This window comes from Bartonella gliris, assembly GCF_045277155.1.
GTDB classification, from domain to species: domain Bacteria; phylum Pseudomonadota; class Alphaproteobacteria; order Rhizobiales; family Rhizobiaceae; genus Bartonella; species Bartonella gliris.
Window position 1 is genome coordinate 260,366 of sequence record NZ_CP123962.1, and the last position, 25,427, is coordinate 285,792.

Here is a 25,427-nt window from a genome sequence, read left to right on the forward strand (position 1 = left end):
AAAATTTAAGTTTAACTCAGCAGGAAATGAGGGATGATGTTTGAAGAAAAGTACAATGAATTGGAACGTGGTCTTAAAAATCGCCATGTTCAAATGATTGCTTTAGGAGGTGTTATTGGAACCGGTCTTTTTTATGGATCAATGGAATCTATACAATTAGCTGGCCCTTCAACTATTTTAGCTTATCTTGCTGGGGGACTTATTATCTATTTTATTATGCGAATGCTTGGTGAGATGTCAGTAGAAGAGCCAACTTCTGGTGCTTTTAGCTTCTTTGCTTATAAATATTGGGGGGACAAAGCTGGCTTCATAACAGGTTGGAATTATTGGTTTCTTTATATTCTTGTCAGTATGACGGAACTTACAGTTATTGGATTTTACCTTGATCATTGGGTTTTGATGGATCATTGGAAGTCATCTTTCATTGTTCTTGTATTGGTTACACTGATCAATTTGTTTAATGTTCGTTTTTACGCAGAATTTGAATTTGGCTTGGCTTTAATTAAAGTGGCTGCTGTTGTTGGTATGATTGTTTTTGGAATTTTTCTCATTCTCACTGGAATAAATGATAATCAAGCGAGTATTCACCATCTTTGGGATCATGGAGGTTTTTTTCCTTACGGTGCATTAGGGGTTGTATTAGCTACTTCTGTGGTGATGTTTTCTTTTGGTGGAACAGAGCTTATTGGTATTGCGGCTGGAGAGATCTCAAATCCACAAAAAACAATTCCAATGGCTATTCGTAAAGTGATGTGGAGAATTATCATTTTTTATATTGGTTCTATCAGCGTTATTATGATGATAAGTCCGTGGGATATGATTGAAAAAGAGGGCAGTCCGTTCGTTACTATTTTTAAAACTATAGGAATTCCTGCAGCTGGACATATTTTGAATTTTGTGGTGATTATGGCTGCTATTTCGGTCTACAATAGTGGTATTTATTCCAATGGTCGTATGCTTTATAGTTTAGCAATACAAAAAAATGCACCGCGTGTTTTTGGTAAACTTAATGCTGCCCGTGTTCCTTATATTGCTATCCTTTTTTCATCATTATGTACTGCAATAATTGTTGTTGTTAATGTTCTTGTTCCCGATAATAGTTTTATGCGGATTATGGCTCTTGCGACTGCAGCAGCGGTTATTACTTGGACTATTATTGTTATTGTTCATTTAAAGTTTCGAAGAGCACATAAGGACAGAAAAAAATCGTTTGTTTATGCGTTTGGTTTGTATCCTTATGCCAACTATCTTTGTCTCTTTTTTCTCGCTTTATTATTTTGTATTATGTTTATAAGTGGTTTTGGGGAAAATGGGTTAATGGCTCAAATTTTCGATATGATAGGAATAAGGACGACTTTTATTGAATCATATATTCCTGCGCAGATGCCTGATATGAGTTTGGCGGTTATTATCATTCCTCTATGGTGTTTGCTTTTGCTTTTAAGCTATAAGCTTAAGAGATAGCATTGGGGTAAAAGGGAATGATTGGAAGAGATCTTGGGAATCATAAAATTTGATAAGGTCACACAAATTTTTGGTGATTTGTGTGTGTTAAGAAATATCTCTGTAGAGCTTACTGAAAGACGAATTGCAGTTATTGGTGCGAATGGTTCTGGAAAAAGTACATTCGTTCGTCTTATCAGTGGGCTACAGTTACCATCAAATGGTTTTGTGAGCGTTGATGGTCTTGATACAAAGCGTGAGACAAAAGCAGTAAAGCGTAAAATAGGATTTGTTTTTCAAAATCCTGATAACCAAATTGTTTTGCCATTAGTCGAAGAAGATTTATCATTTGGTCTCAAAAATTTAAAACTTAGCAAAGATGAAATTAAGGAGCGTGTAGATGAGATCCTACAGCGCTACGATCTCCAAACTTTCAGAAATCATGCGGTTCATTTATTAAGTGGCGGGCAAAAACAATTGGTTGCCATTTCAGGTGTGGTAGCGATGAAACCCGATTATATTATTTTTGATGAACCGACAACATTACTTGATTTACGAAATAAACGTCGTGTTACACAAGTTATAGAAGAATTGTCACAAACGGCGATTGTGGTATCACATGATTTGGAATTTCTCAGAAATTTTGATAGAGTGATAGTTTTTGATAAAGGGGAAATAATTGTTGATGATATACCTTTTGTTGCCATCAAAGAATATATAAGAAGAATGTCGTGATCGGTTTATATCTTCCCAAAGATACATTTATCCATCGGCTTAGACCAGAGGTTAAGCTGATGTTTCTTGCTTTATGTGGAACTGTTATCTTTATGGTTTCATCTGTAACTATGCTCTCATTGTTTTTATTGTTTGTAGCTTTTTTATATGGAATTGCTAAGGTTCCTTTTAACAATGTTGTAAAACAGCTTAAATCGATGAGTCTATTTTTAGTACTTATATTTGTTTTTCAAGTTTTTTTTAAGAGTTGGCTTACGGGCTTTGAGGTCATATTACGCTTTATTGCTCTTATTTTTTTAGCGTCACTTGTTTCTTTAACAACCAAAGTTTCGGATATGGTGAATTCGGTTGAAAGAGGGCTTCGACCATTTCGGTTTTTGGGTATAAATCCATCAAAATTGAGTATGGCTTTATCTCTGGCAATCAGATTTATTCCAGTTGTTAGTGAAAAGTTCAATGAGGTGCGTGAAGCGCAGCAGGCACGTGGATTTGATACCAACATTTTGGCTCTTACAATGCCCCTTATTATACGAACTATCAAGATGGCTTCAGATGTAGCTGAAGCCTTAGATGCACGTTCTTATGACTGTGATTGTGATACTGATGATAAAGTTTAATGTTTATAAATATATTTATGGTAAAGGAATAATTTAATGAATACAAAAGATCTAACCTACGTTGCTTTATTTGCGGCTATTTATGCAGTTTTGGGTCTTTTTCCCCCTATTTTCCTTCCTATTTTTCTTGGGCTTCCTATTACAGCTCAGTCTATGGGACCGATGTTAGCAGGATCTATACTTGGAGCAAAAAGGGGGGCTTTGGCTTCGGTTCTTTTTCTTATACTTGTTGCTATTGGATTGCCTCTATTAGCTGGTGGGCGTGGAGGTATTAGCGTTTTTTTAGGAGCTGGAGGTGGCTATATGATTGGTTATCCAGTTGCTGCATTTTTTATTGGCTTTATGGTTGAATTGTTTTGGCGGCGGTTAAATTTTATTACATTGTTTGTGATAAATGCTGTAGGTGGAGTTGGGATTGTTTTCCTGTTTGGAATACCATGGATGGCTTATATTACTCAGGTTCCTTTGTTAACAGCTTTAATAAGTTCATTAGGCTTTTTGATTGGTGATTTTTTGAAAGTGCTGATTGCATCCTTTGTAGCACTTACAGTTAAAAAATCTGTTCCTCTCATTGTGCCAAAGAAAGGGTAGTTTTTGCTTTAAATAGGGATTTATCTCATGATACACTTAAAGATAAAAAAGAGAAAAATGATAATATGATCAAGTTCTTTATCTCATTTGTTTGCATTTTAATGAGAGCAAATATGTACGATAAAAGAGGCTTATTCTATGTTATCTAAGTAATCATCTCAAAAAAAAAGTACTGTAAAATTCATATCTCTTATTATTAAGAGATATTAAAAGAACAAAAATATCATTGAAAATTCAGATGACATTTTGAAAGCAAATAGTTTATAATAGTATTACTTATATAAGTATATAAAAAATTCTTATGATTTTTTTAATAATGAATTAAATGTAATAACTCCTGTTATATTATTTATTTAATATATAGGAATGAGAATTTTATCTGTTAGTGCATAGAATATAATATGTATTCTATTTTAATAGATATAATTAAAGATTATAAAAACATTTTTATGATTGTTATTGCAATTATGTCATTTATAATATATTATTATACATAATAATAATTATATTAAATCCATTTTGTCTTATTTAATAAGCTAACTTATACGAAGTAAAACAATGAATTTAAGATATTTTTTTTCTGTATTTGCTGTTATTTTATTTCTTTCTTCTGGTGTGAAAGCATCAGATCGCTCTTTTCTTCAAAGAGAGACACCTTTTATTATTTCTCTTAATATTTCTGGGGCAGATTTGTTTGCTAATGAACAGGTTAGTCCTTTATTGAATAAAGTTATTGTGCTTGCTCACTCAGAAAATCATGTTGTATTTTGGAAAAATGTAAAATCGTTTTTTGAAAAAGTAGGGCTTGTATACGCAAATTTATGGCGATATTTATACGCTTCCATATTTTCCATATTTAGGTAAGGTAAAAGAGTATGTTATAGTATTCTTTAGCGTAAAGCATAAGAAATACGCTTTAGAGAATATCCGAGTTTTCTTGCTAAGAGGGGGGGATATTATCAAGGATAAAAAGTTGAAGGCATGGTGTATATGCAATAAATTTATATGTTGATAATTTAATATCTTGTGCATTAAATAATGATTTACACTTATTAAGTATTTTTATGTGAGCTTGTTAATATTTAAGATATTGATACATAATTATATTAAAATTATTACTTATTTTTATTTTATCTGTGCTACGATTTGTTGAATAAACTGTTTTCATAATCTTTAAAAAATCAATTTTTTAAATTTAGTTATTTTGAGGATTGATATTTTAAACGTCACGCAAGATGTTTTGTCACTGGCTTAAAAAGAAAGATTAGTGTTTTTTATCTCTCTTTCAGAGGGGGGGGAGTTATTATTTACGCGGAGTAGAGGCATATTGAAGTTTTTTTGTAGTTAATCGATGAGCAATGTTTTTTGCAAAATGGATTAAAATAAGTGCCAATAGAGAAGAAGGTTTTAAAAAAATAATTGTAGGGGCGTATCCTTGTCTTACCAAAGTCTTAATAAAAATATGCAAGATAGAAGCGTAATGCGAAATTCATAGAGACAAATAGCAATGAGAGTGTATGGCAGTACTTTCTATAGCTACTCCATTCATTATGGCAGAGAAGGTAGAAAGCAAATCTACTTTTTTCTTGATGGGAATTTTTGCATTGAATGTCTGCTTTCCTGACGGTTTTGATTACAGTGTTAATGACATGGATATGGCGATCAAAGCGTTTCACAAGTGGAAGAAAATAGGGTGCTCTTTACAAGTGCATTTGAATGCAAAACATGCACTCTTGTTAAAAATCTTAATACAATAATGACAATTTTGAGTGGGAATTTTATCACTAAACTTGATGAAGCAATTTTTTAACAACGCTTCATGAGTAATAAAATGCGGGGGAATTTTGTAATGTTTGTTATATTGTTTGGCCATGATTTGTTCTTCAGGATTTTTCTAGCCGTCATTTTGTTGCTTGTTTTTTTTAACGCCTCTACAGTTTATCCACAATCACCAGCACTTTTATATTCACACTCACCAGCAGATGCTTTTTTTGCCAACACTCTGAGCAGCAAAGGTTACAGAAGCTGGAGAATTTACGTTCTTTAACCTCTCGAGAAACTGAATATCCTTCTGATGGGAAGCAAGGTGCCCTGCTTGGAGGCGATCATTGCTTTGAAATTAAGCTTTTGTTGATGGGGTACATCATATATGAGTGTCTTATCGCAACTGTTACCGGTTCTTATGCTGGTAAATGTATAAGTCTTGCTGATATCCAGACATTAATCAAACAATTAACCAAGGTCTATTTGGATAGAGGTTATGTGACAGCGCGTTTTTATATTCCGGATCAGGATATCAAGAGAAGCAAGGAGCTGTAGCTTCTTGTTGTTGAGGGGAAGCTTTCAGATATTTATTATAATGGTTCTCCGGCTTTTGCTTATAATAATAAGGATAAATTCATCCAGCGATGAATCACAGTGTTTTGGAGCAATGATGCCTTTTCAGATCAAAGTGAGATTGAGTCTGAAGGGAATGGAAAATCAAAGGATTAAGTTGTCCCTTTGATCGGTGATGATGTTCCCTGAGATCAAAGTATAAAATTTGTACTTTGCTTTTGTGGTGAGGAATAGGGGCAATTTCCCCCAATTCTTCAAAGGAGCAATAGGATCAAGTTGATCCAATGGCGTGAGTACAGCAATAGGGTAATGTTTACCCAATTCCTCAAATCAGCAATAGTGCAAACATTACACAATTGCATGTTGAAGAGAAATTCGGTCAATTTGAGCGAATTGCTTAAACATTTCTTCTCTCACTTAATGATGTGCCTAGAATATAAAAAATTTTCAGTCAATTTACTCTAAAAGAGGGTACCACATCTTATACATGCTGCTTCTCAAATAATGCGACACCTGCTAAGCAGCTCATCATCTCAAATTGCGATTTTTAGCAGAAAAGAAAAAAATTCATTAAAAGGGACTTTTAAATATCCTTTGAGAATCCCTTTAAAGCCCTTTGAAAACAATAAATTGGTACAAAAACTGATGATAAGTTACATTCAAAAACAGGCACATTCTTTATTTTCTGATATATTGTTTTGAAAAGATGGTCGGAGCGGCGGGATTTGAACCCACGACCCCTTGACCCCCAGTCAAGTGCGCTACCAGGCTGCGCTACGCTCCGAACCGTGCAAAACGACTAAACGACTGTTTCTTTAAAGGCAAGAGAAAAATAAGCAGAATAAAATTTAAAGTGCTCTTGGCTATTAAAAAAGAGTTTATGAGAATAAAAACAAAATTTTGCACTTTAATATTTCCTTGTACCTAAAAAGCACGAGAAGCAAGTGGTATTCTTTTAATGTTTTCGTTTATTCGTTGGGAATTTTTCCAAAAAGTGAACACTTTTACAAGTCGAGTAGCAGGTGTGTGGCATTGAAGGGCTTTTTCTCCAGTTTTGATTTTTGTAGAAGAGGCATTTCACATGAACGACAAAAATAGTAAAATAGAAATTCTGGATTGCACAATCACAAATCTAAATCGTTGTATATGAGCTTTGTATCCCAGTAAGAAAAGATCAAAACATTTCAATTTATATCTTGTTGTTTTGTTTCTCATATACCAAATAATTAAAATATCGTAGATGAGACACTTTCAAAGTGTTTCTTTAACAAGAAAAGAGTAAATGATGGGTCGTTTTTCGGTGATAAATTTGACGGAAGCCGCGGTGGAGCGTGTTAAAGCGATTATGGATACAAAAGATGCGTGTGGTGTTCTTATTGGTATCAAGAAAGGCGGTTGCGCAGGGATGGAATATACAATTACTCTTGTAAAAGAAGAAATTCCCAATACAGATATTGTTGAAGTTAACGGAGCCCGTGTTTTTATAGCACGCGATGCAGTGTTATTTTTACTAGGAACACAAGTGGATTATGAAGTGACAACACTTCGTTCCGGTTTTGTATTTAAAAATCCGAATCAAGTTTCAGCATGTGGGTGTGGTGAATCAGTAGAACTTCGTCCTGTTTCGCAAAATCAGTTAAATGAAACTTATGAAGCCAATTGATCTTAATGAGATTACAATTTAGTTAGCCAAGAATTTTCTTGATTTTTTTAGGGCATAATAGTTTTTTATGCTTTTCTTATCTTTCATTTTTAGCCTTATTCCAAAGAGCTTCCATTTCATTTAACGATGCATCAGTTAGTGTTTTAGATTGAGTAGATAGATTTTTTTCAATATAGGCGAAACGAGTGCGGAATTTTATATTTGCTTTTTTTAATGCTTTTTGTGAGTCAATATTCAAGTGGCGTGCGAGATTAAGAAGGGTAAAATAAAGATCACCAAATTCTTCTTCTATATCTGAGCGGTTGCTCTCTTTTATTGCATCTTTAAGTTCATTGAGTTCTTCTTCGATTTTGGCCAAAACTTTATGATTCTCATGCCAATCAAAACTTACTTTAGCAGCGGCTTTTTGTAAAGCGAGCGCTTCTTGCTCTGCTGGTTGGATTTGTTTTACTTTTGCAAGAATACTTGTTGTGGAATCAGTTGGTATGTTTACTTCTTCGTCACATTTTTTTTGTTCAGCCTGTTCTGTTTTTTTGATACGTTCCCATTCCTCCTCTATAAAACCGCGTTTTTTTTGCTCTGCAGTTCCAAAAACGTGAGGATGGCGACGAATCATTTTTGCGGTAATTGCGTAAACAACATCTTCAAAAGTAAAACTTCCTTCTTCTTGTGCAATTGTAGCATGGTAGACCACTTGTAAAAGAAGGTCACCGAGTTCATTGCAAAGATCCATACGGTTTTTCCGTTCAATAGCATCAATGACTTCGTAAACTTCTTCGAGCGTATAGGGTATGATGGATTCAAATGTTTGTTTTATATTCCAAGTACAACCGCTATTGCGATTTCGTAATGCTGCAATAATTGCAATAAGGTCATTAATATCTTTTGACGCGAACACTTATGCCTCTTTATATCAATGAGAGGGATAATTAGCTATCCCAGCGTCTATGTAACCACATCCATTGCTCTGGATATTCACGCACCCAAGTTTCAACAATATCATTTAATTTCTGCGTGGAAGCAGCTATATCGATCTCGTTGTTTTGGTCAAGCGGTAGATTTACACGTTCATACAACTCTAAACGATGGCGCCCTCTAGGGAGACGAATACAGCGTGCTGGATAAATATCACAATCATATTGGCGCGCAAGCTTTATAATTAAGGGATTGGTTTTAAGTGGTCTGTTAAAAAATGTTCCCACAATACCGCGCCGAAATTTTTGATCAACAAGCATGCCAACATTTTCACCTTCTGCTAATTTAGCTGCTAATGCCCAAGCTGCACCGGCCTTGGAGGGAACGAGGTGTCCCATAGAGGTTTGCCGCGCTTTAAGGACTCGTTTTGCAATATAGGGGTTATTGGGTGGTCTAAAGAGCACCGTAACATTAAGACCAAAACTTTGTGCGCATATAGGGAGAAGTTCGAAATTTCCCGTATGGGCTGTGAAAAAAATATGCGGTTTTTTTTCATTTTTTAAACGCTCAAATATTTCAGCACCTCTCACCTCAATAAGACCTGGTTTGTTTGCATGAGGATCAAAATCAAAAATTTTATCAAGAAAAACATACTCGGCTACAAAGCGTCCTATATTCTCCCACATTTCTATTGCAATGGTATGAAGTTCTTGTTCTGTTTTTTCTGGATATGCTGCTCTAAGATTGGCAAGTGCAATTTGATGGCGAGATAAAAGGGGACCGAATGTTTTTGCTAACCAAGAAAAAAAAGAAAATCCCATGTTGATGGGAAAATATTTTAGAATAAACAAAGAACCAGTTAGCAGATGTGCATACAAAAAATCAAATGATTTTTTAGCTATAATTTTAATGCGATAAACAAATTTTTTAATATAAAGTTTCATTATAATTTAATTGATTTTGAGAATAATTTTACCAAAAACATCACGGCTTTCCATTCGTTTTAAAGCTGTATCAATTTCATCAAATCTAACAATTGTATCAATGATAGGATGTACAACTCCTTGTGCCATTTTTTGCATAGCATTTTGCATGTTTTCTATACGACAGCCAAAAGAACCAAATATTTTGAGTTGTTGCTGAAACAATTGCATGAGATTTAGTGGTGCTGAAACACCTGAAGTAGAACCACAAGTTACCAAACGTGCTCCTCGTTTCATACACAACAGAGAACCGTTCCAAGTATCGGCACCTACATGCTCAAAAACAACGTCAACACCTTTTTTTTGGGTTAATTTGCGGACGACACCTTCAAAACGATCTTTACGGTAATTAATAACATGATCCGCTCCAAGAGATTGTGCTTTTGCAATTTTGTCGTCTGATCCTACGGTAGTAATAACGGTACATCCTCTATGTTTTGCAAGTTGAATGGCTGCAGAGCCGATACCAGAACCACCAGCTTGTATCAGAATTGTTTCTCCTTCTTGTAGTTTTGCATTATCGAAAAGCATATGCTCTACAGTGCCAAAAGTAATTGGAGCGACAGCTGCTTGCAGTTCATCGCACTCTAGAGGGGCTGGAACCAATAGACGTGCTGGCAAATTAACAAGTTCACAGGCGAATCCGTCAAGATGAAAACCGTATACGCCCTTTACCTGACTACAAAGATTATCACGTCCATCACAGCAAGCTTGGCACACTCCGCAGGTTTGCGCACCATAAATTGAAACGATCTGTCCAAGTTGTAAATTTTCAACACTACTCCCTAGTTGAGTAAGCTCACCAGAAGCTTCTGCACCAATGATAAGCGGCATTTTTCTCTTAGCAAAAGCCATACCACGCCATCCCCATACATCAATATGATTAAGAGCAACAGCTTTTATACGCACTGTTACTTCATCGGGTTTGGGTGGTGGTGGTGGGGCAATATTGGTGATTTCAAGTCGGCGCTCATCGAATAGTTGCAGTGCACGCATTATCATCCCCCTTTAAATATATGTTATCATATTAAGTGTTACGAAGTTTAATCATAAAAGGATTATCCTTTATATGCAGTAATAACAAGACTCGTATTTTGGCCACCAAATCCAAATGAATTTGACAAAACTGCATTGACACGAGCTTTGCGGCTATAATTAGGAACAACGTCTAAAGGGATAGATGGATCAGGATCATCGTAATTGATTGTAGGGGGAATTATTCCCGATTGAATTGTTAAAAGCGAAAAAACAGCTTCTATAGCGCCGGCAGCAGTTAAAGTGTGGCCAATCATTGATTTATTAGAAGAGACTGGAATATGTTCTAAAATATTGCCGAAAACTGTTGATAACGCAAGATATTCCATCTTTTCATTTTCTGGTGTTGAGGTTCCATGTGCATTAATATAGTCAATTTCATTGATGGTTATTTGGGCATCATCTAAGGCTTTGCGAACTGCTGCAATCGCTGGTGATGCATCGGGCTTTGAACGCGTGCGGTGAAAATCATCTGCTGTTTCTCCACAGCCAGCCAAAATTCCTAAAATCGTTGCATTCCGGTCTAATGCACTTTTAAGAGATTCAAGGACAAGAGCACCTGATCCTTCTGCCATAACAAAACCATCTCGGTCACGACTAAATGGTTTTGCTGCTTTTTCTGCAGGATCATTATGGGTTGAGAGAGCAGATAATAACGAAAAACGGATAAGGGATTCTGCTGAGACTGAACCATCTGTAGCAATCGTAAGCGCACGATTTGTCTCTCCCCGTCGAATAGATTCCACACCTAATTGAATTGCTGTTGCACCAGACGCGCAGGCGGTAGAGAGTGTCACAGGAAGTCCTTTTGTTCCAAATCTTTCTTGAAGCTTTTCTGCAATTGCACCAAATTGTGTAGTTTCAAACAGCATCTCATGTTTTTTATGACTGCAAACTTCAAGAAGACGCGCATAAGAAGGTTCACTATTGAATACTTCCTCTTGATCAAGAGCAAACCGTGCTTTCCATTCAAGCTCAACAGGAGGAGCCGCTAAAAAGAGTGGTCCATTAAAATTTGTTTTATCAAGATCTGCTTGTTCTAGAGCTTCTTCTGCTGCTAGATGAGCAAGTTTTTCAGAGAGAGCTGAAGCGCCAAGCGTACTTTCATTAAGAAAATCAACTGTTCCAGCAATATATGTATTTAATCCCTCAACGGGAAAGCGGTTTATCTTATGGATGCCGCTAACGCCGTTTGTTAATTTTTGCCAATTTTCATGTTTGCCTTGTCCTAGTGATGTTACAACTCCTGCTCCAGTTATTGCTACAAGTGGACGCCCAAAATGATCATTGTATTTCACTATAGAAATCCTCCTCAAGCAGCAGTTAGGCGTACTATACCTTCAGCTCTTTTTATACCAATGGTCGTAACAAAAGCTTCACAGACTTCTTTAGAAAAAGGCTTTTCATGATTACTTAATGCTGGAAAACTGCGCTTTTTTTCAACAGAAAGTGCAGCAAGCGCAAGTGCTAAAGGACATTGCGCTTCTCGCATATAACCAAATAATGTTGTAATACCACGGTAAAACATATTGGCACCATCCAAAGCACTTTGTTCTGCTTGTGTCACTTCATGAAAACCTGAGGCAGCAGAAATAGTCAAAGCAGATCTAGCTTCCATCGTTTTCAACATTGTCGCAATTGATTTTTCAAGTGGAATTTTTGTTCTGTTTATTTGATTTGTGATAATTTGGCTAATTTCAGCATAAGCACGTGCATTACGTTTTCTTGCATGTTCGCCGCTTTCAAGGACTAGGAAGATACCACCAGAACCCGTTATGACACCACCGCCAAGGCAATTTTTACGATCCCATACAGGTTTCCATTCATTGCGTGTTAAGAGACCTCCAAGTTCATGTGCCAACAACATATCATAGCTTTGTGCATTATAGGAGCCTCCTACCAATATATGTGTGCTCTGTCCTGATCGAATACGAGCCGCAGCAATTTGAAGTGCAGCAAGTCCACTTCCTTCTTCTCCCATAAAGGTACGAGAAGATCCAGTGACTTTATGAACAATTGAAATATTTCCAGCTAGGAGATTTGAAAGTTGTGCTAAAAATAAAGTTGGACGAAGTTCGGATGAAAGAGCTGAATTTAACATAGAAGCATGATCAGCTACTGTGCGTGCTTTAGAGAGAATTTGTGTATCAACAATAATATCACGTTCCCCTCCGCTTGCTGCAACAATCATATCCATTGTCGAAGTTAATTGTTCATTATTTTTCATACCTGCATCATCAAGAGCAAGGCCGGCAGCATAGGTACCAAGACGTTGCCATGTTCCCATTTGCCGTTGATCACTTCGTTTTGGAATTTGCAAATTCCAGTCAACCTCGGCTAATCGATGAACAGTATAGGGAGAGAAAGTTGTACAATCAAGGTTTGGTGTGACTGTGGGATCGTTTAATAAATCCCAATGATTATTAACCCCTTCACCCAGAGAGCTTATGAGTCCTATACCCGTGATGAATACTGCTTGATCATGCATGGTAAAAAATTAACCAGCTTGTTTTAAGGTAACGAGTTCATCAATTTTTGCACAAAGGTTTTTAAGAACAAAATATTCTTCAGTTGCAACTGTACCTTCATTGACTTCTTGAGTCCATTGTTCCAGCGGAATTTTAATTCCAAAAGCCTTATCAATAGCAAAAACAATATCAAGAAAATCAAGACTATCGATTCCTAAATCATCGATTGTATGGCTTTCAGGTGTGATCATGTTGCGATCAATTTCGCTGATTTCTGCTATAATGTCGGCAACTTTATCGAATGTAGAGGACAATGTATAGTTCCTTGTTCTTATTTATAGGGTTGGTAAAAAATTCAAAGTACACTTCATACTATTCTTTTAGACCTTTTTCCTTAAAAAAAAAGCTTAATCCCAAAAGTAGCTGTCTTTTCAAGAGAGAAAATGAGTTTACAGTATATGAAATACTACATTTCAGGTTTTTTAAAAAACTTTCAAATTTTATTATGCGTTCATTTGTTTTCATTTGTTTTATTAAGGAATTTTTTTCTATTTGCAGCAAGTACTGCAAGAGCTGTCATATTGACAACCCCACGCGAAGTTACTGAAGGTGTTAATATATGTACAGGACGTGAAGCTCCGATCAAAATAGGACCGACATGAAGTGCATTGGTGAGGTTTTTTACAATGTTGAGTGTAATATTAGCTGCATCAAGTGTTGGAAAGACAAGCAAATTAGCTTCACCTTTTAGGCGTGAATCTGGAAAAACACGATCACGAAAAATTTTAGAAAGTGCGGCATCACCGTGCATTTCCCCATCAGCTTCTAAGTTTGGGTATAATTTTGCAAGAATTTCAGTTGCACGGCGCATTTTACGCGCACTTTCTGTGTTTTTGGAGCCAAAGTTTGAGTGTGACAATAATGCCGCTTTTGGTGTTATCCCAAATGCTTCAATTTCTTGAGCTGCCAGTACCGTCATTTCTGCTATTTCTTCTGCAGAAGGATCTTCATTGACATAAGTATCTGTTAGAAAAAGAGTGCGACGTTGAGAGATAAGCAAACTAACACAAGAAAAATGACTAACGTTGGGATCAAGCCCAATAATTTGTTCAATCAATTCAAGATTACGCTCAAAACGCCCTTCTAAACCGCAAATCATTGCATCAGCTTCTTCACGCATCACTGCAAGGGCAGCAATAGCTGTTGTTGATGTTCTTACGATTGTTTTTGCAACTTCGGGTGAGACACCACGTCTTCCTGTGTAACGAAGAAATAAGTTAACATAGTCACGAAAACGTGGATCATCTTCTGGATTTGTAAGTTCAAAATCTATACCGGGACGAATTCTTAGACCGAAGCGTTTTAATCTTGCTTCCACGACATGTGGACGGCCAATGAGGAGTGGTGTTGCAGTTTGTTCTTCAAGAACAATTTGTGCTGCACGAAGCACGCGTTCATCTTCACCATTAGCATAAATTACGCGTTTACGTTTGGCTGTTTTTACTGCTGCAAAAACAGGTTTCATCGTTAAGCCAGAACGAAATACAAATCGATTAAGGATATCACGATAGGCTTCCATATCTTCAATCGGCCGAATTGCAACACCAGTTTCCATTGCTGCTTTAGCAACGGCAGGAGCTATGCGCAGTATTAAGCGTGGATCAAAGGGGGAGGGGATCAGATAGTCTGGTCCAAAACTGGGGGGGGCTTTCGAGTATGCACGTGCTGCAATATCTGAAGATTCCTCACGGGCAAGAGCAGAAATGGCATAAACCGCTGCTATTTTCATTTCTTCATTGATTGCGGTGGCACCCACATCTAAAGCACCGCGGAAGATATAAGGAAAACAAAGAACATTATTGACCTGATTCGGGTAATCAGAGCGCCCTGTACAGATCATTGCATCTGGTCGTATGGAGCGTGCTTCTTCTGGCATAATTTCTGGTGTTGGATTAGCGAGCGCTAAAATTAATGGATGTGGAGCCATTTTTTTCAGATATTCAGGTTTTAAAACACCACCCGCTGAGACACCTAGAAAAATATCTGCATTATCAATAATCTCAGACAAAGTTCGTGCATTCGTTTTTTGTGCATAATTACTTTTCCAACGATCCATAAGTGTCTTGCGACCTTCATAAACAACTCCTTCTAAGTCGCTAAGCCAAATATTTTCAACTTTCGCTCCAAGACGGACCAAAAGATTAATACAAGCGAGAGCTGCAGCACCTGCTCCCGAAACAACGATTTTTGCATTTTCAATCTTTTTTTCTGCAAGATTTAATGCATTTAATACGGCTGCAGAAACAATAATGGCAGTTCCATGTTGGTCATCATGGAAAACCGGAATATTCATTTTGGCGCGAAGTTTTTCTTCAATTTCAAAACATTCAGGTGCTTTAATATCTTCAAGATTAATGCCACCAAATGTGGGTTCTAAGGCAGATACAGTTGTGACCATTTGCTCAATATTGGGGGCATCAATTTCAATATCAAAAACATCAATATTGGCAAATTTTTTGAATAAAACGGCTTTTCCTTCCATAACTGGTTTGGAAGCAAGTGGACCAATATTTCCTAATCCAAGAACAGCAGTTCCATTTGATATAACGGCGACTAAATTAGAACGGGAAGTATATTGGGCGGCAAGATTTGGATCTTTATGAATTGCAAGACATGGGGCAGCAACACCCGGAGAATAAGCAAGAGCTAGATCACGTTGATTATCGAGAGGTGTTGTCGCTTGAATTTCTAATTTTCCAGGCTTTGGATGTTGGTGATAAAAAAGTGCTGCACTGTCAAGTTCAGTTTTTGGTGAACTGAAATTACTCTTTTCTTCTGTAGACATTTTTGCGATATCCAAGTTAGTATAGAATTTATTATAGTGTTTTCATTTACGATAAGGTTTTGCCCACGGAGATCCTAACTTCTCTGAATAGAAAAATGCACAGGCATAAGCAAATGCCTCTGGATCATTAAATGAGTTCGATGTTTTTTTTCGCTTGCGCTAGTTAATAAATTTATTGACATTGGCACTATTATTTTTCTTTCGTTAGCAAAAATTCGCAGAAGTTAATCAGTTTGCAAAAAAAAACAGATAAAATATCCACTGACCATTACATTACCAAGCAGTTATTTTTTTTGCAATGCTCGCGAGAAAGGATATGAGAAGAACAAAGAAGGGTTGATTATTAATTAAACATGATCTTCATAACTATATGTCTTATTTACTATTTTATAAGTGAGCATAGGATTTATAAACTGATATTTGCGAATTTTAAACTGTTCGTATACTTTTTAGAAAAGACTGGCAAGCTGAATAATGGAAGTCACATTATTTATTATTGAACAAAGGTAAAAGTAACTTCTTTTTAGTTGGATCTGTATTCAGTTTTGTAAGATACGCTAACAAAACGAAATTCGGCACTGATAAAATAAGCTGGGTAATTATAGAGTCTAATATGTGCGTTTCAATAAACGAAGGTTTAGCTAGAAAATCTGCTTAGCTTTTTATAAGTCTGTATACGAGAAGTGAAGTAGAGAAGGGGGGCGATGGAAGGAGGGGGAATAATGCTCATTCTATTGGAGTGGTGTGCTGCTTGGTGATTGATCATGTTATTTTAAGAGGGGTATTGCTTCAAATATCAGAAAAAAACTAATTAAACCATCCACTTAACTTTTGACACACAACGCAACACTTCTAGCCAATGTGTTATATAAATGATGAAGAAAACTGGAGAAGAAAAAAGTGGAAAAATACACTTTTTCCACTTCTGTTGTTATCTAATAGATTCGGTCACTTGCATGAGCAAGCAGAGTGTAGACTTTTCCAGTATCTGATATCAGATATTTTCGAACTGCGTTGGAAGAAGTAGAACTATGAGATACATTGCGTAAGAGTTTTTCAAAATCCTCAATGTACTGATTAACAGAATTTTTAAAATTAACATCGCTCATGTATTTTTTCTTAACCGTTTCAAATATGGCTCTCCCATTTAAGGTATAAAGATGTTCTGTTACGATATTTTTTTGTCCACGCTTATAATGATCCCATAACTCAACGATAGCATTGTGGTTAATTGCTCGTACTATACCAGCGGCTAATGAGTTAAGCGATCCATTTACAGAACGCGGTTTTGTTTGTACTGGTGCAAAAACAGCATTATCAGGTGTCTCTTCACACAAAGTTTCTTCACGCGAAGCTCTCTCCAAGAGACTTGATACCCATTTATTTTGCCTTTTTTTACTGTGGTCCTGTTGCAAAACAGGCTTAGGTGGCACTATCTTCTTGATGATTTCAGGAGAGATATTATCACTTCTGTGAAGCGGTGATGATGTAGCAATTGCCGGTATTAATTTCTCTTTTGCACTAGTTTGATTGCTTTTTTGTATAACGTTTACTAAATCTTTTAATGCTGTAATCTGTTCATTCAGAGCAGAGCGAATTGTTTGCGTTGTTTCCTTTGTTTTTTCGGGCAACTTGTGAACGTTTTCATTAATATCATTGTTAATTTTTGAAAGTTCTAAGCGAATTTCATCAGCTGAGCGACGTATATCTTCTGCTGCTCCCGAAAAACGTGTAGAGGCTTCATTAATAAGCTGATTAAGTGATTGTTGGAGTGAATGCGTAGAATTACGTGCATTTTTATCAGTACGTTCAAATGCCGAACTGAGAACATTTTCATAATGTTCAATCAGTTTATTGATTTCATGGGATTTCGAAACAAGAGCATTACTTAACGCAGAGAGCGTGTTGTGTTTTTCCTCAAGTGTTGCACTGATTGAATTTTCAGACTGTTCGAGAACGTGAATGGTTTCAGAAAGTGTTTTAGCATGTTCACCAAAACTGTTGGTTATATGACTAATTTTTTCAAATGTGTTTTGTGAGAGATCTTGTAGAACCTCTACATTATTATTGAGAGCTTGATTTGAGGCTGATAAATGCTCTGCCACTTGGTGAGAGTTACGGAAAAAATTATTCGCAGTCTCGCTAAACTGACCATCGATATTTTGAACTGCTGATAATAAAACATTACTGTTTTCGCGGAAGCTGTAAATTGATTGATTCAATTGCGCAACGATGGATGAGACATTATTGACCAGATCTTCCTTCATAGCGGTTACACTTTGAAGTGTTTCAGAATTGGTTTGTGTTAAGCTATTCACTAAAGATTCATTTTGCGCATAAATTCTTTGTTCAACGTCTTGTGTTGAGAGAGAGAGCTGTTCACTGATATGCTGTGTTAAATGACCAATTGATTCAGTTGTATTCTGTGCAGCCTGATTTAAATGATTTGTTAACTCTGTGAGTTTTCCAACATGCCCTGAAATTTGAGTAGCTGTCTGACTTCTTGCTTCTTCCAAACGATTGCTTACATCAGAAAGCTGATCTCCTAGATTATTTTTAAGATTCTGCATAGAATGATGAAGAACATTGCAACGTTCACTGAGGACTTCTTCAATTGCGGTTGTTGAAGTATGGATTGTTTCATTCAACAATGTTTGTGCATTATGACTCGCCATTGTGAAGGCTTCCATAGCATGCGCTGTCTGCTCAGATAGCACAGAAAGAACTTTTTCACCGGTATCATAAACTGTTTGTTTAACATTTGATACAATACGATTGCCAGATTCCGAGAGAATATTTTCTGCTTTTTCAGCAACATTAGCAACAGACGAAATTATCTGTTCACCTTTAGCAGAAAGAATATCAGAGGCTTTTATAATTTTATCATGCAGGTTACCTGTAACTGTATTAACGGAATCCTCTAATGTGATGCGTATATTATTGACACTTGATTCTAGTGCTTGTTGAATTGCTTGGCTTTGTTCATTATTAAGGATGATAGATGTTTGTAATATGTCAGAGCGTTCTCCGAAAGCAGATGTTTGGTTTTCGATAGTTTCACATACTTGTCCAATTTTTTCGGATAATGTTTCCTCTAGCATGGCTGCACATTCAAAAATTTTGCGTGCACGAACTTCTAGGTTCGCGTCGAACGACTCCACGTGTGTCTCAAGGGATTCAAAGAATTTACCGTTAGATTGAGAAAGAGTATTCCTGAGAATTTCGGTATGATCTTCGAGGTTTTTGATATGTCCTTGAACAGTTTCAGTGATGTTCCTGTTATTGGCAACAATTGCGTTCTCAACTAAATCTATCTGTTGCTTTAACGCGACATCAACACGTATATCGCTTTTTGCGATGAGATTATGGATTGTTTCCATCCGTTTTTCGAGTGTACGTGCCTGATCTGCAAGAACTTCGTTAAGAGAAAAACTATTAATAGCCAAAGAATCGCGTAAAGCATCAGCACGTATATCAATATTTCTAGCTTGTGCTTCTAAAGCATCTTTAGTTGTATTACAGCTTTGCGTAATAACTTCTTGTAGCTTCTCTGTGCACTGAGCTATATTTGCCATATGAGTTTCAGCATGTTGATCAATAATTTGAACATTATCAGTCAGAACCTTTTCAATACCTGAAGCATTTTTAGTTAAGACATCAATCTGATTTTTTAATGTATCAGCGATTTTATTCTTTTCGCTGTCGAGCATATTGGCCATCATCTCTCTTTGATCAGAAAGTTGTAATTTGAAATCCTGAGAGCGTTCTTGTATGATATCAACAATTGCATTATCGACATTTTTAATCTCTTCTCTCAGCGTTTCTTTGCTTTTGTCGATTGCAGAAAGAATATTATCGTGTCCGCTTGTGAAAGCGTTGGTAATATCAGCTGTTCTTTCTTTGAGACTTGCATTAATTTGTACGGCGTGAGCCTCTAAGAAATTACCAAGCTTTTCAGCATTATCTTCTAGAGTCTGAGTACGAGCAATGAAGGATTCTATTATAGAATCGCTATGTTCTTTGAGAGAAAGATCAACAGTTGCTAAACGGCTTTCAAAGGCTTCAATTGCTTCTGAAGTTACATTATCAAATTTAGAAGAAAGTTTATATGCTTGCTCGTCGAGTTGCATAATTTTCTCATCAAAATTCTGTAAAGATTGATTATTGCGATCAACAATGACTTCATCTAATGTTTTGAATTTTTCATCAATACTATATAGAGTTTGATCTGTTGCTGCTTGTATATGGGTTGCAATTTTAGCGATATGCATTTCAGCTTTAGCGGCTGCTGCATTAAAGGTTTTCTCTATTTGTTTTTCATTGTTATCAAAACGCTCTGAGAAACCATCAAAGTTTTTCCCTAATTCGTGGAAAAACTCTGTGTTTTTTTGCTGAATCTGCGTTGTGGTTTCGTTAAATTTTTCAGCAAGCTGATTCGTTACACCGTCGCCTGCACAGGAAAGTTTTGCAACAAGATCTTCTCCTTGTTTTTGTAAAGTCTGAGAAAGAGTTTGTGCAAGCTTTTCAACATTGGTTACAATTTTAGAGGTAACCAAGCCAAATTCATCACTCAGTTGTTCCTGTGTTCCTTTAATTGTTGACTGTACGCGATCAGCATGATTCAAAATGGCTATGCGTTCATTACTCAATTCTTTAATTAATGTATGAATGCGCGATTCATTTTCAGCATAGGCTTGTTCTAGGTTGTGAACTTCACCTTGTATAATAGCTTCAAGCTCAACAGCACGTCCAAGGGTACGTTCAATCCCTTCGTTCATTGCTGCTACTTCTTCACGAATGGTCTGTCCTATAGCAACAGCTTGTTTTTCAGATATATGCGGTTCACTGAGGCGTTGCGCAGCATTTGTCATAAGAACGGCAATATTGTGCAGTTCATTTGAACGTTTTGTTAATTGAGCAAATCCCCAAGATATCAAGATAGGAATTGTTGTTCCCGCTGCTACAGCTAGTCCAGTTGGTGATGTAAAAAAAGTTGTAATATTCGCTAAAGAACCAAGTCCAGCAGGAGCTAGCTTATGAGCAATAAAAGCACCTCCTGCTGCCCATAGAGCACTAAGCGCTGTTGTACACAAATAGATTCGAGATACAGAATTCGGCCTTAATGCTTCAAAATTTAGAGGAGTTGTTAGATCATCATTAGCAGGGAGAGGTTGTGTAGATAATAATGTCTTGTGTACGGTTCCACCCGAGAGTTCATGCGTGGGTTTTGAGGCAAAAAGCTGTTCAACAACGGATTCATCAACAACAGTGTTATCGTGAATATTTGAAACAAGAATCGAAGTACCGTTTTCAGCAAAAATTTCTTCTTCTGCCATTGCAATCTTTTGAATCAAATCATCTACATTCACGACATTCTCGGAATTATTGGATGATATCGTTTCAATTCCGGCATCATCAAAATTGAAATCCATAGCTTTTGTGAGAGCTTCTTCAACTTCAACTTCAAATGTTTGTAATTTGGTTCTGCGTGCCATACTCTCCTCGTACTCTTTACAGATGGAAAAGGGATACGTCCTCCTCCAGATAATTGCAGTATACTAGCTGTTAATTATTTAGAAAGGAATACGTTCAGGGCAAAATTTTGAAAACTTATCAAGATAAAGTTAATGTAGCTTCTTTTCTGTGTTTTAAAATGGTATAAAATATAATAAAAACAAATCATTATTAGATTATAAACAGAATAAAAATATTGTTTACAACTCTGGTTTATAGATAGGATTATGAGATTGCTTTATTTAAAATGAGAGAAATTTGATGACAGTTATGCACAACGTTTTAAACAGATCTGTGGTGTGCGGATGTGTTTATAATTTATGTCTGTGCATATCCTTTTTGTCGATGAAAAATTGATGAATGATGCCATTACTTATTATGCCTAAGATTTTGAATGAAAGAAATTTGCTATTACACTCCTTTAAAAATGTATGTAGTTTGAGATATATCATCTGTGCAATTTTTTGACGGACAAAATAAAAGGGCAGTTTTTAAAAGCAATTAACACAAAGTAAAAGTAAAGGCGAGGAAGTTTAAATATGTGGTGACTGGTCTCATGAGTTATGATGCTCATTGCTTTAAAGAGTATTTTTTCTTAATATTCAGTTGTCTTTTGCTAAATTTTAAAGCTCCTACGTTGACAATTCGATATTTTTCAGTCGATATGCATGCACGGGTATTTTATGCAATTTGAAATGAAGGTGTAAGAATAATGGCAGAACGATCACAACACCTGCAAGATGTATTTTTAAATACGGTGCGCAAGCAAAAAATTTCTCTTACAATTTTTCTTGTAAATGGCGTTAAACTAACAGGTATTGTAACCTCATTTGATAATTTTTGTGTTCTTTTACGCCGTGATGGACATGCGCAATTGGTTTATAAGCATGCTATTTCTACAATTATGCCAGGACAACCTGTACAGATGTTTGAAGGTGAAAGCTCTGAATAAACAAGCTACTTTTGATATATCTCAAAACTATAGATCTCTTATCCCATTTTAAAAGTACTTAAACTGCTATGATAAATGAAAATGAGAGATGTGAGGGATTTTTTTCACAGGTTGTAGAACAGGTGCGTGCACTTGTTTTGGTACCGGTTTTTCAAGAAAACAAAAGTGAGAGCGCTTCATGTGAATGTTCAGTGTCTTCTCGTCTCAAAGAGGCACTGGGGTTAGCGCGTGCTATAAGGTTAGAAGTTGTTTATTATGAAACGGTTAATATTGCTACCTTGCGTCCTGCGACTTTGTTCGGAAAGGGTAAGGTGGATGCACTTGCCCATTACATAAGTGAATATCATATTGAACTTGCAATTGTAGATCATTTTCTAACGCCAGTGCAGCAGCGTAATTTAGAAAAATTATGGAATTGTAAAGTTATCGACAGAACAGCTTTGATTCTTGAAATTTTTGGAGATCGCGCGCGAACAAAGGAAGGGGTCTTGCAAGTCGAGTTGGCGCATTTGTCCTATCAAAAAAGTAGGCTTGTACGTAGCTGGACGCACTTAGAAAGGCAACGTGGTGGTCGTGGTTTTTTAGGTGGACCTGGTGAAACTCAGATTGAAGCGGATAGGCGTCTTCTGCAAGAAAAAATTATTCGTATTCGTCGCGAATTGGAAACAGTTGTTAAAACACGTGCTCTTCATAGAGCGAAAAGAAAAAAAACATCCCATCCTGTTGTTGCTTTGGTGGGATATACCAATACGGGAAAATCAACTCTTTTTAACCGTTTAAGCGGTGCGGATGTCTTAGCAAAGGATATGTTGTTTGCGACGCTTGATCCAACTTTGCGCAAAGTTATTCTTCCTCATGGGAAAACTGTTCTTTTATCTGATACTGTAGGTTTTATCTCTAACTTACCAACAAATTTGATTGCGGCTTTTAGAGCAACCCTTGAAGAAGTGATTGAAGCTGATCTCATTCTGCATGTGAGAGATATGTCAGATCTTGATCATCGTGCGCATGCCCAAGATGTTTTAGAAGTGCTTTCAAGTCTTGGTATCAATATTGATGATACAGAGCATATCATAGAAGTTTGGAATAAGATTGATATATTAGATGAGCATGCAATAAATGTTTTGCAAACAAGCGCAAAAACACGGTTAAATCCTGCAGTCATGGTATCAGCGCTCATAGGCGATGGGTTAGATCACTTATTAACAACAATTGAAAAGCGAATTTTTGGAGAACTGCAAAACATTGAATATCTTTTAAGACCTCATGAAATGTCGCTTATTGATTGGTTTTATGAAAATTCTGGTGAAATAATGCAGGAAGGGCATGATGATGGTTCTATTACCATTAGAGCGGTGCTTACTTCTGAAGCAAAAAAACGACTAGATCATATCAAACAAAATATGCGTTAAAGTTTTTTGAAATATTGCTAAACATTTTTTCTTAAAGTTTACGTTTTTCTTAGCTCAAAATAATATGAACTCAAGTTAAGAGGATAGTTACTACTTTCTCTTAATAAAAAAATATGAATTATTTTGCCGGTTGAAATAAAGATGAATTTTAAGTGCAATAGGAAACTGTTGGTAGATACAGTAATGCGAAACATTTTGGTTGTTTTGTTGTTAGCAGTGTTCTGTGCATTTTTGAGTTGCTTGTATTACTTTGTTCAGCCACGAGCCTATCGAGCAACTTTAACATTTTCATTATCTGATTCTGTGGGAAAACCTTTGCCAATTGATAAACAGAATAATGTTGTTGCGCTTTTATTTTCACAACCCTTTCTTTCAAATGATTCAAGCTTAAAGAATTTTTTTCTAGATGCTTCTCAAAAAAAAGGTTTTCGTGAAAGTATTCGTTTGTCTCGCAATGGTGATTTCATCAACCTTACTGTTGAAGCAGGAACACTTGAAGCTGCCCAACATGGATTGGAAACTTGGTTTTCGGCATTTTCAGAAGCAATTATAAAACAGAAACAAAGATTATTGTTAGCAGAGCAGCAAACTAATCAACAATATGATAATACTGCGGTATTAAATATAGTGCAGGGATTTCGCTCATCTATTGATTCTTTTATTCACCATGATCTAAAACAAACGGAGCTTCATGATCTTTCTGTGCAATTAACGGAAGCAACTTTAAAGCGTATTCGTTTAACGAGTTTGAATTCAACCATTCAGATGATGCGCGCAAATGGACAGTCCTTACTGTCTTTATCATTTATTGCAAGCAATTCAGCGATTTCTGCATTAGAATCCAAGCGTGGTCTGTTGGAAACGCAAAGAGCGCATATGGTTGCACAATTAGGTTGGACACACCCTCAAATTAAGGCAATGACTGCGGAATTAGAGGTAATTTCTCATCAATTAGAAAATAAAATTTTGCAAATCGCTGATCAAATTCATTCAGATGAAGCTATTGCAAGTAACTTTGAAGAACAGCTCAAAAAAAGGATTAGCCTTTTTATAACAGATCAGTCCCAATCTTTGAATCAAATGTTTAACGAGCTGGAAAATAACATCAGAGCAGTGGTAGATGCGCAAAATAAAAAGATGAGTAAGGATACTCTTCTCTTGCAAAATACAAAGATTCATGTGGTTGTGCCAACAACTTTAGCGCCAATTTCTTTTATGGCTCTGTACGGAAAAAATATGATTGTTGGTGTGTTAGCAAGCTTAGTCACTCTTTTGGGAGGATTTTTATTGTTTTATCAATGCCTTGGAATAAAAAAAGATCAACCGGAAGAAAATGGTTTTAAAAATGATGAGAGCATTTTAGTATCTAGGGGGGTGAAAAATCTTGAGGCTTGTATTACAATAGAGGGATTATCGGATGTTTTGAAAGGTCGTTCTTCAACAGTTGTTTCAATAATTGGGCCAGAAGCTGCTAGGACAGCAGCGAAACTTTCTCTTCATCTCATAAAAGATCGCAAGACAGTTTTGTTGGTGGATCTTTCTGGTCAACAAATAGAGAAAATAATTGGTCCACATCGGGGCTTAAGTGATATTTTAACGGGAAATGCCCAATTACAGGATGTTATTTATCGTGATTATGACACGGGAGTTGATATTCTTCCCCAAGGGCTAACAAGTGCTGTTTGTGCACAAGATTTTTCAAATGATATCCCTCATGTATTACAAGAATTTAAAAAAGATTATGATTTTATTATTTTAGAAATGGCGAATGAACCTCAATATGGATTTGAGCAATTTGCAGAGCTAACAGATTATTACATTTGTAATATTGTTCTTAATCAACAGAATTGGATGATGCAAATGGTAAACAAGTTTCCGAAGATTGTTTACCGCGTGGTTGCATCATAATAAATGTCT

19 protein-coding genes and 1 tRNA gene are annotated in these 25,427 nt (G+C 36.2%); 11 read left to right on the forward strand and 9 right to left on the reverse strand.

All coding sequences use genetic code 11. The features are described 5' to 3' along the window. The first annotated feature begins 33 nt into the window (after positions 1-33). The 7 genes from QHG54_RS01085 to QHG54_RS01115 all read left to right on the forward strand — a co-directional run bounded on the left by QHG54_RS01085 (position 34) and on the right by QHG54_RS01115 (position 5,705). The gene (locus tag QHG54_RS01085) at positions 34-1,464 is read left to right on the forward strand and encodes an amino acid permease (protein WP_396335804.1); all 1,431 of its coding nucleotides are present in this window, start codon (positions 34-36) and stop codon (positions 1,462-1,464) included. Positions 1,465-1,497: 33 nt separating this feature from the next. Further along, positions 1,498-2,178, forward strand: a complete 681-nt coding sequence (locus QHG54_RS01090) for an ATP-binding cassette domain-containing protein (protein ID WP_317993344.1) — start codon at positions 1,498-1,500, stop codon at positions 2,176-2,178. After that, positions 2,175-2,795 carry an energy-coupling factor transporter transmembrane protein EcfT gene (locus QHG54_RS01095; RefSeq protein ID WP_317993343.1) on the forward strand — a complete coding sequence of 207 codons (621 nt, stop codon included), beginning with the start codon at positions 2,175-2,177 and terminating at the stop codon, positions 2,793-2,795. Before QHG54_RS01090 ends, QHG54_RS01095 begins: the two co-directional genes overlap by 4 nt. A gap of 36 nt (positions 2,796-2,831) precedes the next feature. After that, on the forward strand, positions 2,832-3,386 hold the full coding sequence (locus QHG54_RS01100) for a biotin transporter BioY (protein ID WP_317993342.1): 555 nt from the start codon (positions 2,832-2,834) through the stop codon (positions 3,384-3,386). 558 nt (positions 3,387-3,944) lie between these two features. After that, a complete protein-coding gene (locus tag QHG54_RS01105; RefSeq protein WP_317993341.1) occupies positions 3,945-4,250 on the forward strand; it encodes a hypothetical protein in 306 nt (101 codons plus the stop codon). Positions 4,251-4,903: 653 nt separating this feature from the next. Next, positions 4,904-5,143, forward strand: coding sequence for a hypothetical protein (locus QHG54_RS01110; protein ID WP_406604274.1), 240 nt, complete (start codon positions 4,904-4,906; stop codon positions 5,141-5,143). Positions 5,144-5,519: 376 nt separating this feature from the next. Further along, positions 5,520-5,705, forward strand: coding sequence for a POTRA domain-containing protein (locus QHG54_RS01115; protein WP_406604275.1), 186 nt, complete (start codon positions 5,520-5,522; stop codon positions 5,703-5,705). 725 nt (positions 5,706-6,430) lie between these two features. On the opposite strand, the gene QHG54_RS01120 is transcribed toward QHG54_RS01115, so the two are convergent. Continuing rightward, a tRNA-Pro gene (locus QHG54_RS01120) sits at positions 6,431-6,507 on the reverse strand. 501 nt (positions 6,508-7,008) lie between these two features. Here QHG54_RS01120 and QHG54_RS01125 point away from each other — a divergent pair. After that, a complete protein-coding gene (locus QHG54_RS01125) occupies positions 7,009-7,386 on the forward strand; it encodes an iron-sulfur cluster assembly accessory protein (RefSeq protein WP_317994050.1) in 378 nt (125 codons plus the stop codon). Positions 7,387-7,462: 76 nt separating this feature from the next. Here the strand turns inward: QHG54_RS01125 and mazG are convergent, their stop codons facing one another. The 8 genes from mazG to QHG54_RS01165 form a co-directional block, all read right to left on the reverse strand. Continuing rightward, positions 7,463-8,284, reverse strand: coding sequence for a nucleoside triphosphate pyrophosphohydrolase (gene mazG / locus QHG54_RS01130; protein WP_317993339.1), 822 nt, complete (start codon positions 8,282-8,284; stop codon positions 7,463-7,465). A gap of 31 nt (positions 8,285-8,315) precedes the next feature. Next, positions 8,316-9,245, reverse strand: a complete 930-nt coding sequence (locus QHG54_RS01135) for a lipid A biosynthesis lauroyl acyltransferase (RefSeq protein WP_317993338.1) — start codon at positions 9,243-9,245, stop codon at positions 8,316-8,318. A gap of 6 nt (positions 9,246-9,251) precedes the next feature. Continuing rightward, positions 9,252-10,280: a zinc-binding dehydrogenase gene (locus QHG54_RS01140; protein ID WP_317993337.1), complete on the reverse strand. Its 1,029-nt coding sequence runs from the start codon at positions 10,278-10,280 to the stop codon at positions 9,252-9,254. Between the two features lie 62 nt (positions 10,281-10,342). Continuing rightward, the gene (locus QHG54_RS01145; RefSeq protein ID WP_406604276.1) at positions 10,343-11,617 is read right to left on the reverse strand and encodes a beta-ketoacyl-ACP synthase; all 1,275 of its coding nucleotides are present in this window, start codon (positions 11,615-11,617) and stop codon (positions 10,343-10,345) included. Positions 11,618-11,631: 14 nt separating this feature from the next. Further along, positions 11,632-12,807 carry a beta-ketoacyl-ACP synthase gene (locus QHG54_RS01150; RefSeq protein WP_406604277.1) on the reverse strand — a complete coding sequence of 392 codons (1,176 nt, stop codon included), beginning with the start codon at positions 12,805-12,807 and terminating at the stop codon, positions 11,632-11,634. Between the two features lie 9 nt (positions 12,808-12,816). Beyond that, a complete protein-coding gene (locus QHG54_RS01155) occupies positions 12,817-13,101 on the reverse strand; it encodes an acyl carrier protein (RefSeq protein ID WP_317993334.1) in 285 nt (94 codons plus the stop codon). Between the two features lie 197 nt (positions 13,102-13,298). Beyond that, positions 13,299-15,632, reverse strand: coding sequence for an NADP-dependent malic enzyme (locus QHG54_RS01160; RefSeq protein WP_317993333.1), 2,334 nt, complete (start codon positions 15,630-15,632; stop codon positions 13,299-13,301). 935 nt (positions 15,633-16,567) lie between these two features. Beyond that, the gene (locus QHG54_RS01165) at positions 16,568-21,127 is read right to left on the reverse strand and encodes a hypothetical protein (RefSeq protein WP_406604278.1); all 4,560 of its coding nucleotides are present in this window, start codon (positions 21,125-21,127) and stop codon (positions 16,568-16,570) included. Between the two features lie 731 nt (positions 21,128-21,858). On the opposite strand from QHG54_RS01165, the gene hfq reads away from it, so the two are divergent. The 3 genes from hfq (at position 21,859) to QHG54_RS01180 (ending at position 25,418) form a co-directional block, all read left to right on the forward strand. Beyond that, entirely contained in the window at positions 21,859-22,098 is a 240-nt protein-coding gene (gene hfq / locus QHG54_RS01170) for an RNA chaperone Hfq (RefSeq protein WP_011179303.1), read from the forward strand. Positions 22,099-22,166: 68 nt separating this feature from the next. Continuing rightward, entirely contained in the window at positions 22,167-23,510 is a 1,344-nt protein-coding gene (gene hflX / locus QHG54_RS01175) for a GTPase HflX (RefSeq protein ID WP_317993331.1), read from the forward strand. 141 nt (positions 23,511-23,651) lie between these two features. Then, entirely contained in the window at positions 23,652-25,418 is a 1,767-nt protein-coding gene (locus tag QHG54_RS01180; RefSeq protein WP_406604279.1) for a hypothetical protein, read from the forward strand. Positions 25,419-25,427: the final 9 nt, after the last annotated feature.

Bases quoted from the DNA above. Each gene is read 5' to 3' on its own strand.
- QHG54_RS01085 (WP_396335804.1), top strand. From the start codon at position 34: ATGATGTTTGAAGAAAAGTACAATGAATTGGAACGTGGTCTTAAAAAT.
- QHG54_RS01125 (WP_317994050.1), top strand. From the start codon at position 7,009: ATGGGTCGTTTTTCGGTGATAAATTTGACGGAAGCCGCGGTGGAGCGT.
- QHG54_RS01180 (WP_406604279.1), top strand. From the start codon at position 23,652: ATGAATTTTAAGTGCAATAGGAAACTGTTGGTAGATACAGTAATGCGA.
- QHG54_RS01140 (WP_317993337.1), bottom strand. From the start codon at position 10,280: ATGCGTGCACTGCAACTATTCGATGAGCGCCGACTTGAAATCACCAAT.
- QHG54_RS01135 (WP_317993338.1), bottom strand. From the start codon at position 9,245: ATGAAACTTTATATTAAAAAATTTGTTTATCGCATTAAAATTATAGCT.
- hflX (WP_317993331.1), top strand. From the start codon at position 22,167: ATGATAAATGAAAATGAGAGATGTGAGGGATTTTTTTCACAGGTTGTA.
- QHG54_RS01110 (WP_406604274.1), top strand. From the start codon at position 4,904: ATGGCAGTACTTTCTATAGCTACTCCATTCATTATGGCAGAGAAGGTA.
- hfq (WP_011179303.1), top strand. From the start codon at position 21,859: ATGGCAGAACGATCACAACACCTGCAAGATGTATTTTTAAATACGGTG.
- QHG54_RS01105 (WP_317993341.1), top strand. From the start codon at position 3,945: ATGAATTTAAGATATTTTTTTTCTGTATTTGCTGTTATTTTATTTCTT.
- QHG54_RS01100 (WP_317993342.1), top strand. From the start codon at position 2,832: ATGAATACAAAAGATCTAACCTACGTTGCTTTATTTGCGGCTATTTAT.
- QHG54_RS01160 (WP_317993333.1), bottom strand. From the start codon at position 15,632: ATGTCTACAGAAGAAAAGAGTAATTTCAGTTCACCAAAAACTGAACTT.
- QHG54_RS01165 (WP_406604278.1), bottom strand. From the start codon at position 21,127: ATGGCACGCAGAACCAAATTACAAACATTTGAAGTTGAAGTTGAAGAA.
- QHG54_RS01115 (WP_406604275.1), top strand. From the start codon at position 5,520: ATGGGGTACATCATATATGAGTGTCTTATCGCAACTGTTACCGGTTCT.
- QHG54_RS01150 (WP_406604277.1), bottom strand. From the start codon at position 12,807: ATGCATGATCAAGCAGTATTCATCACGGGTATAGGACTCATAAGCTCT.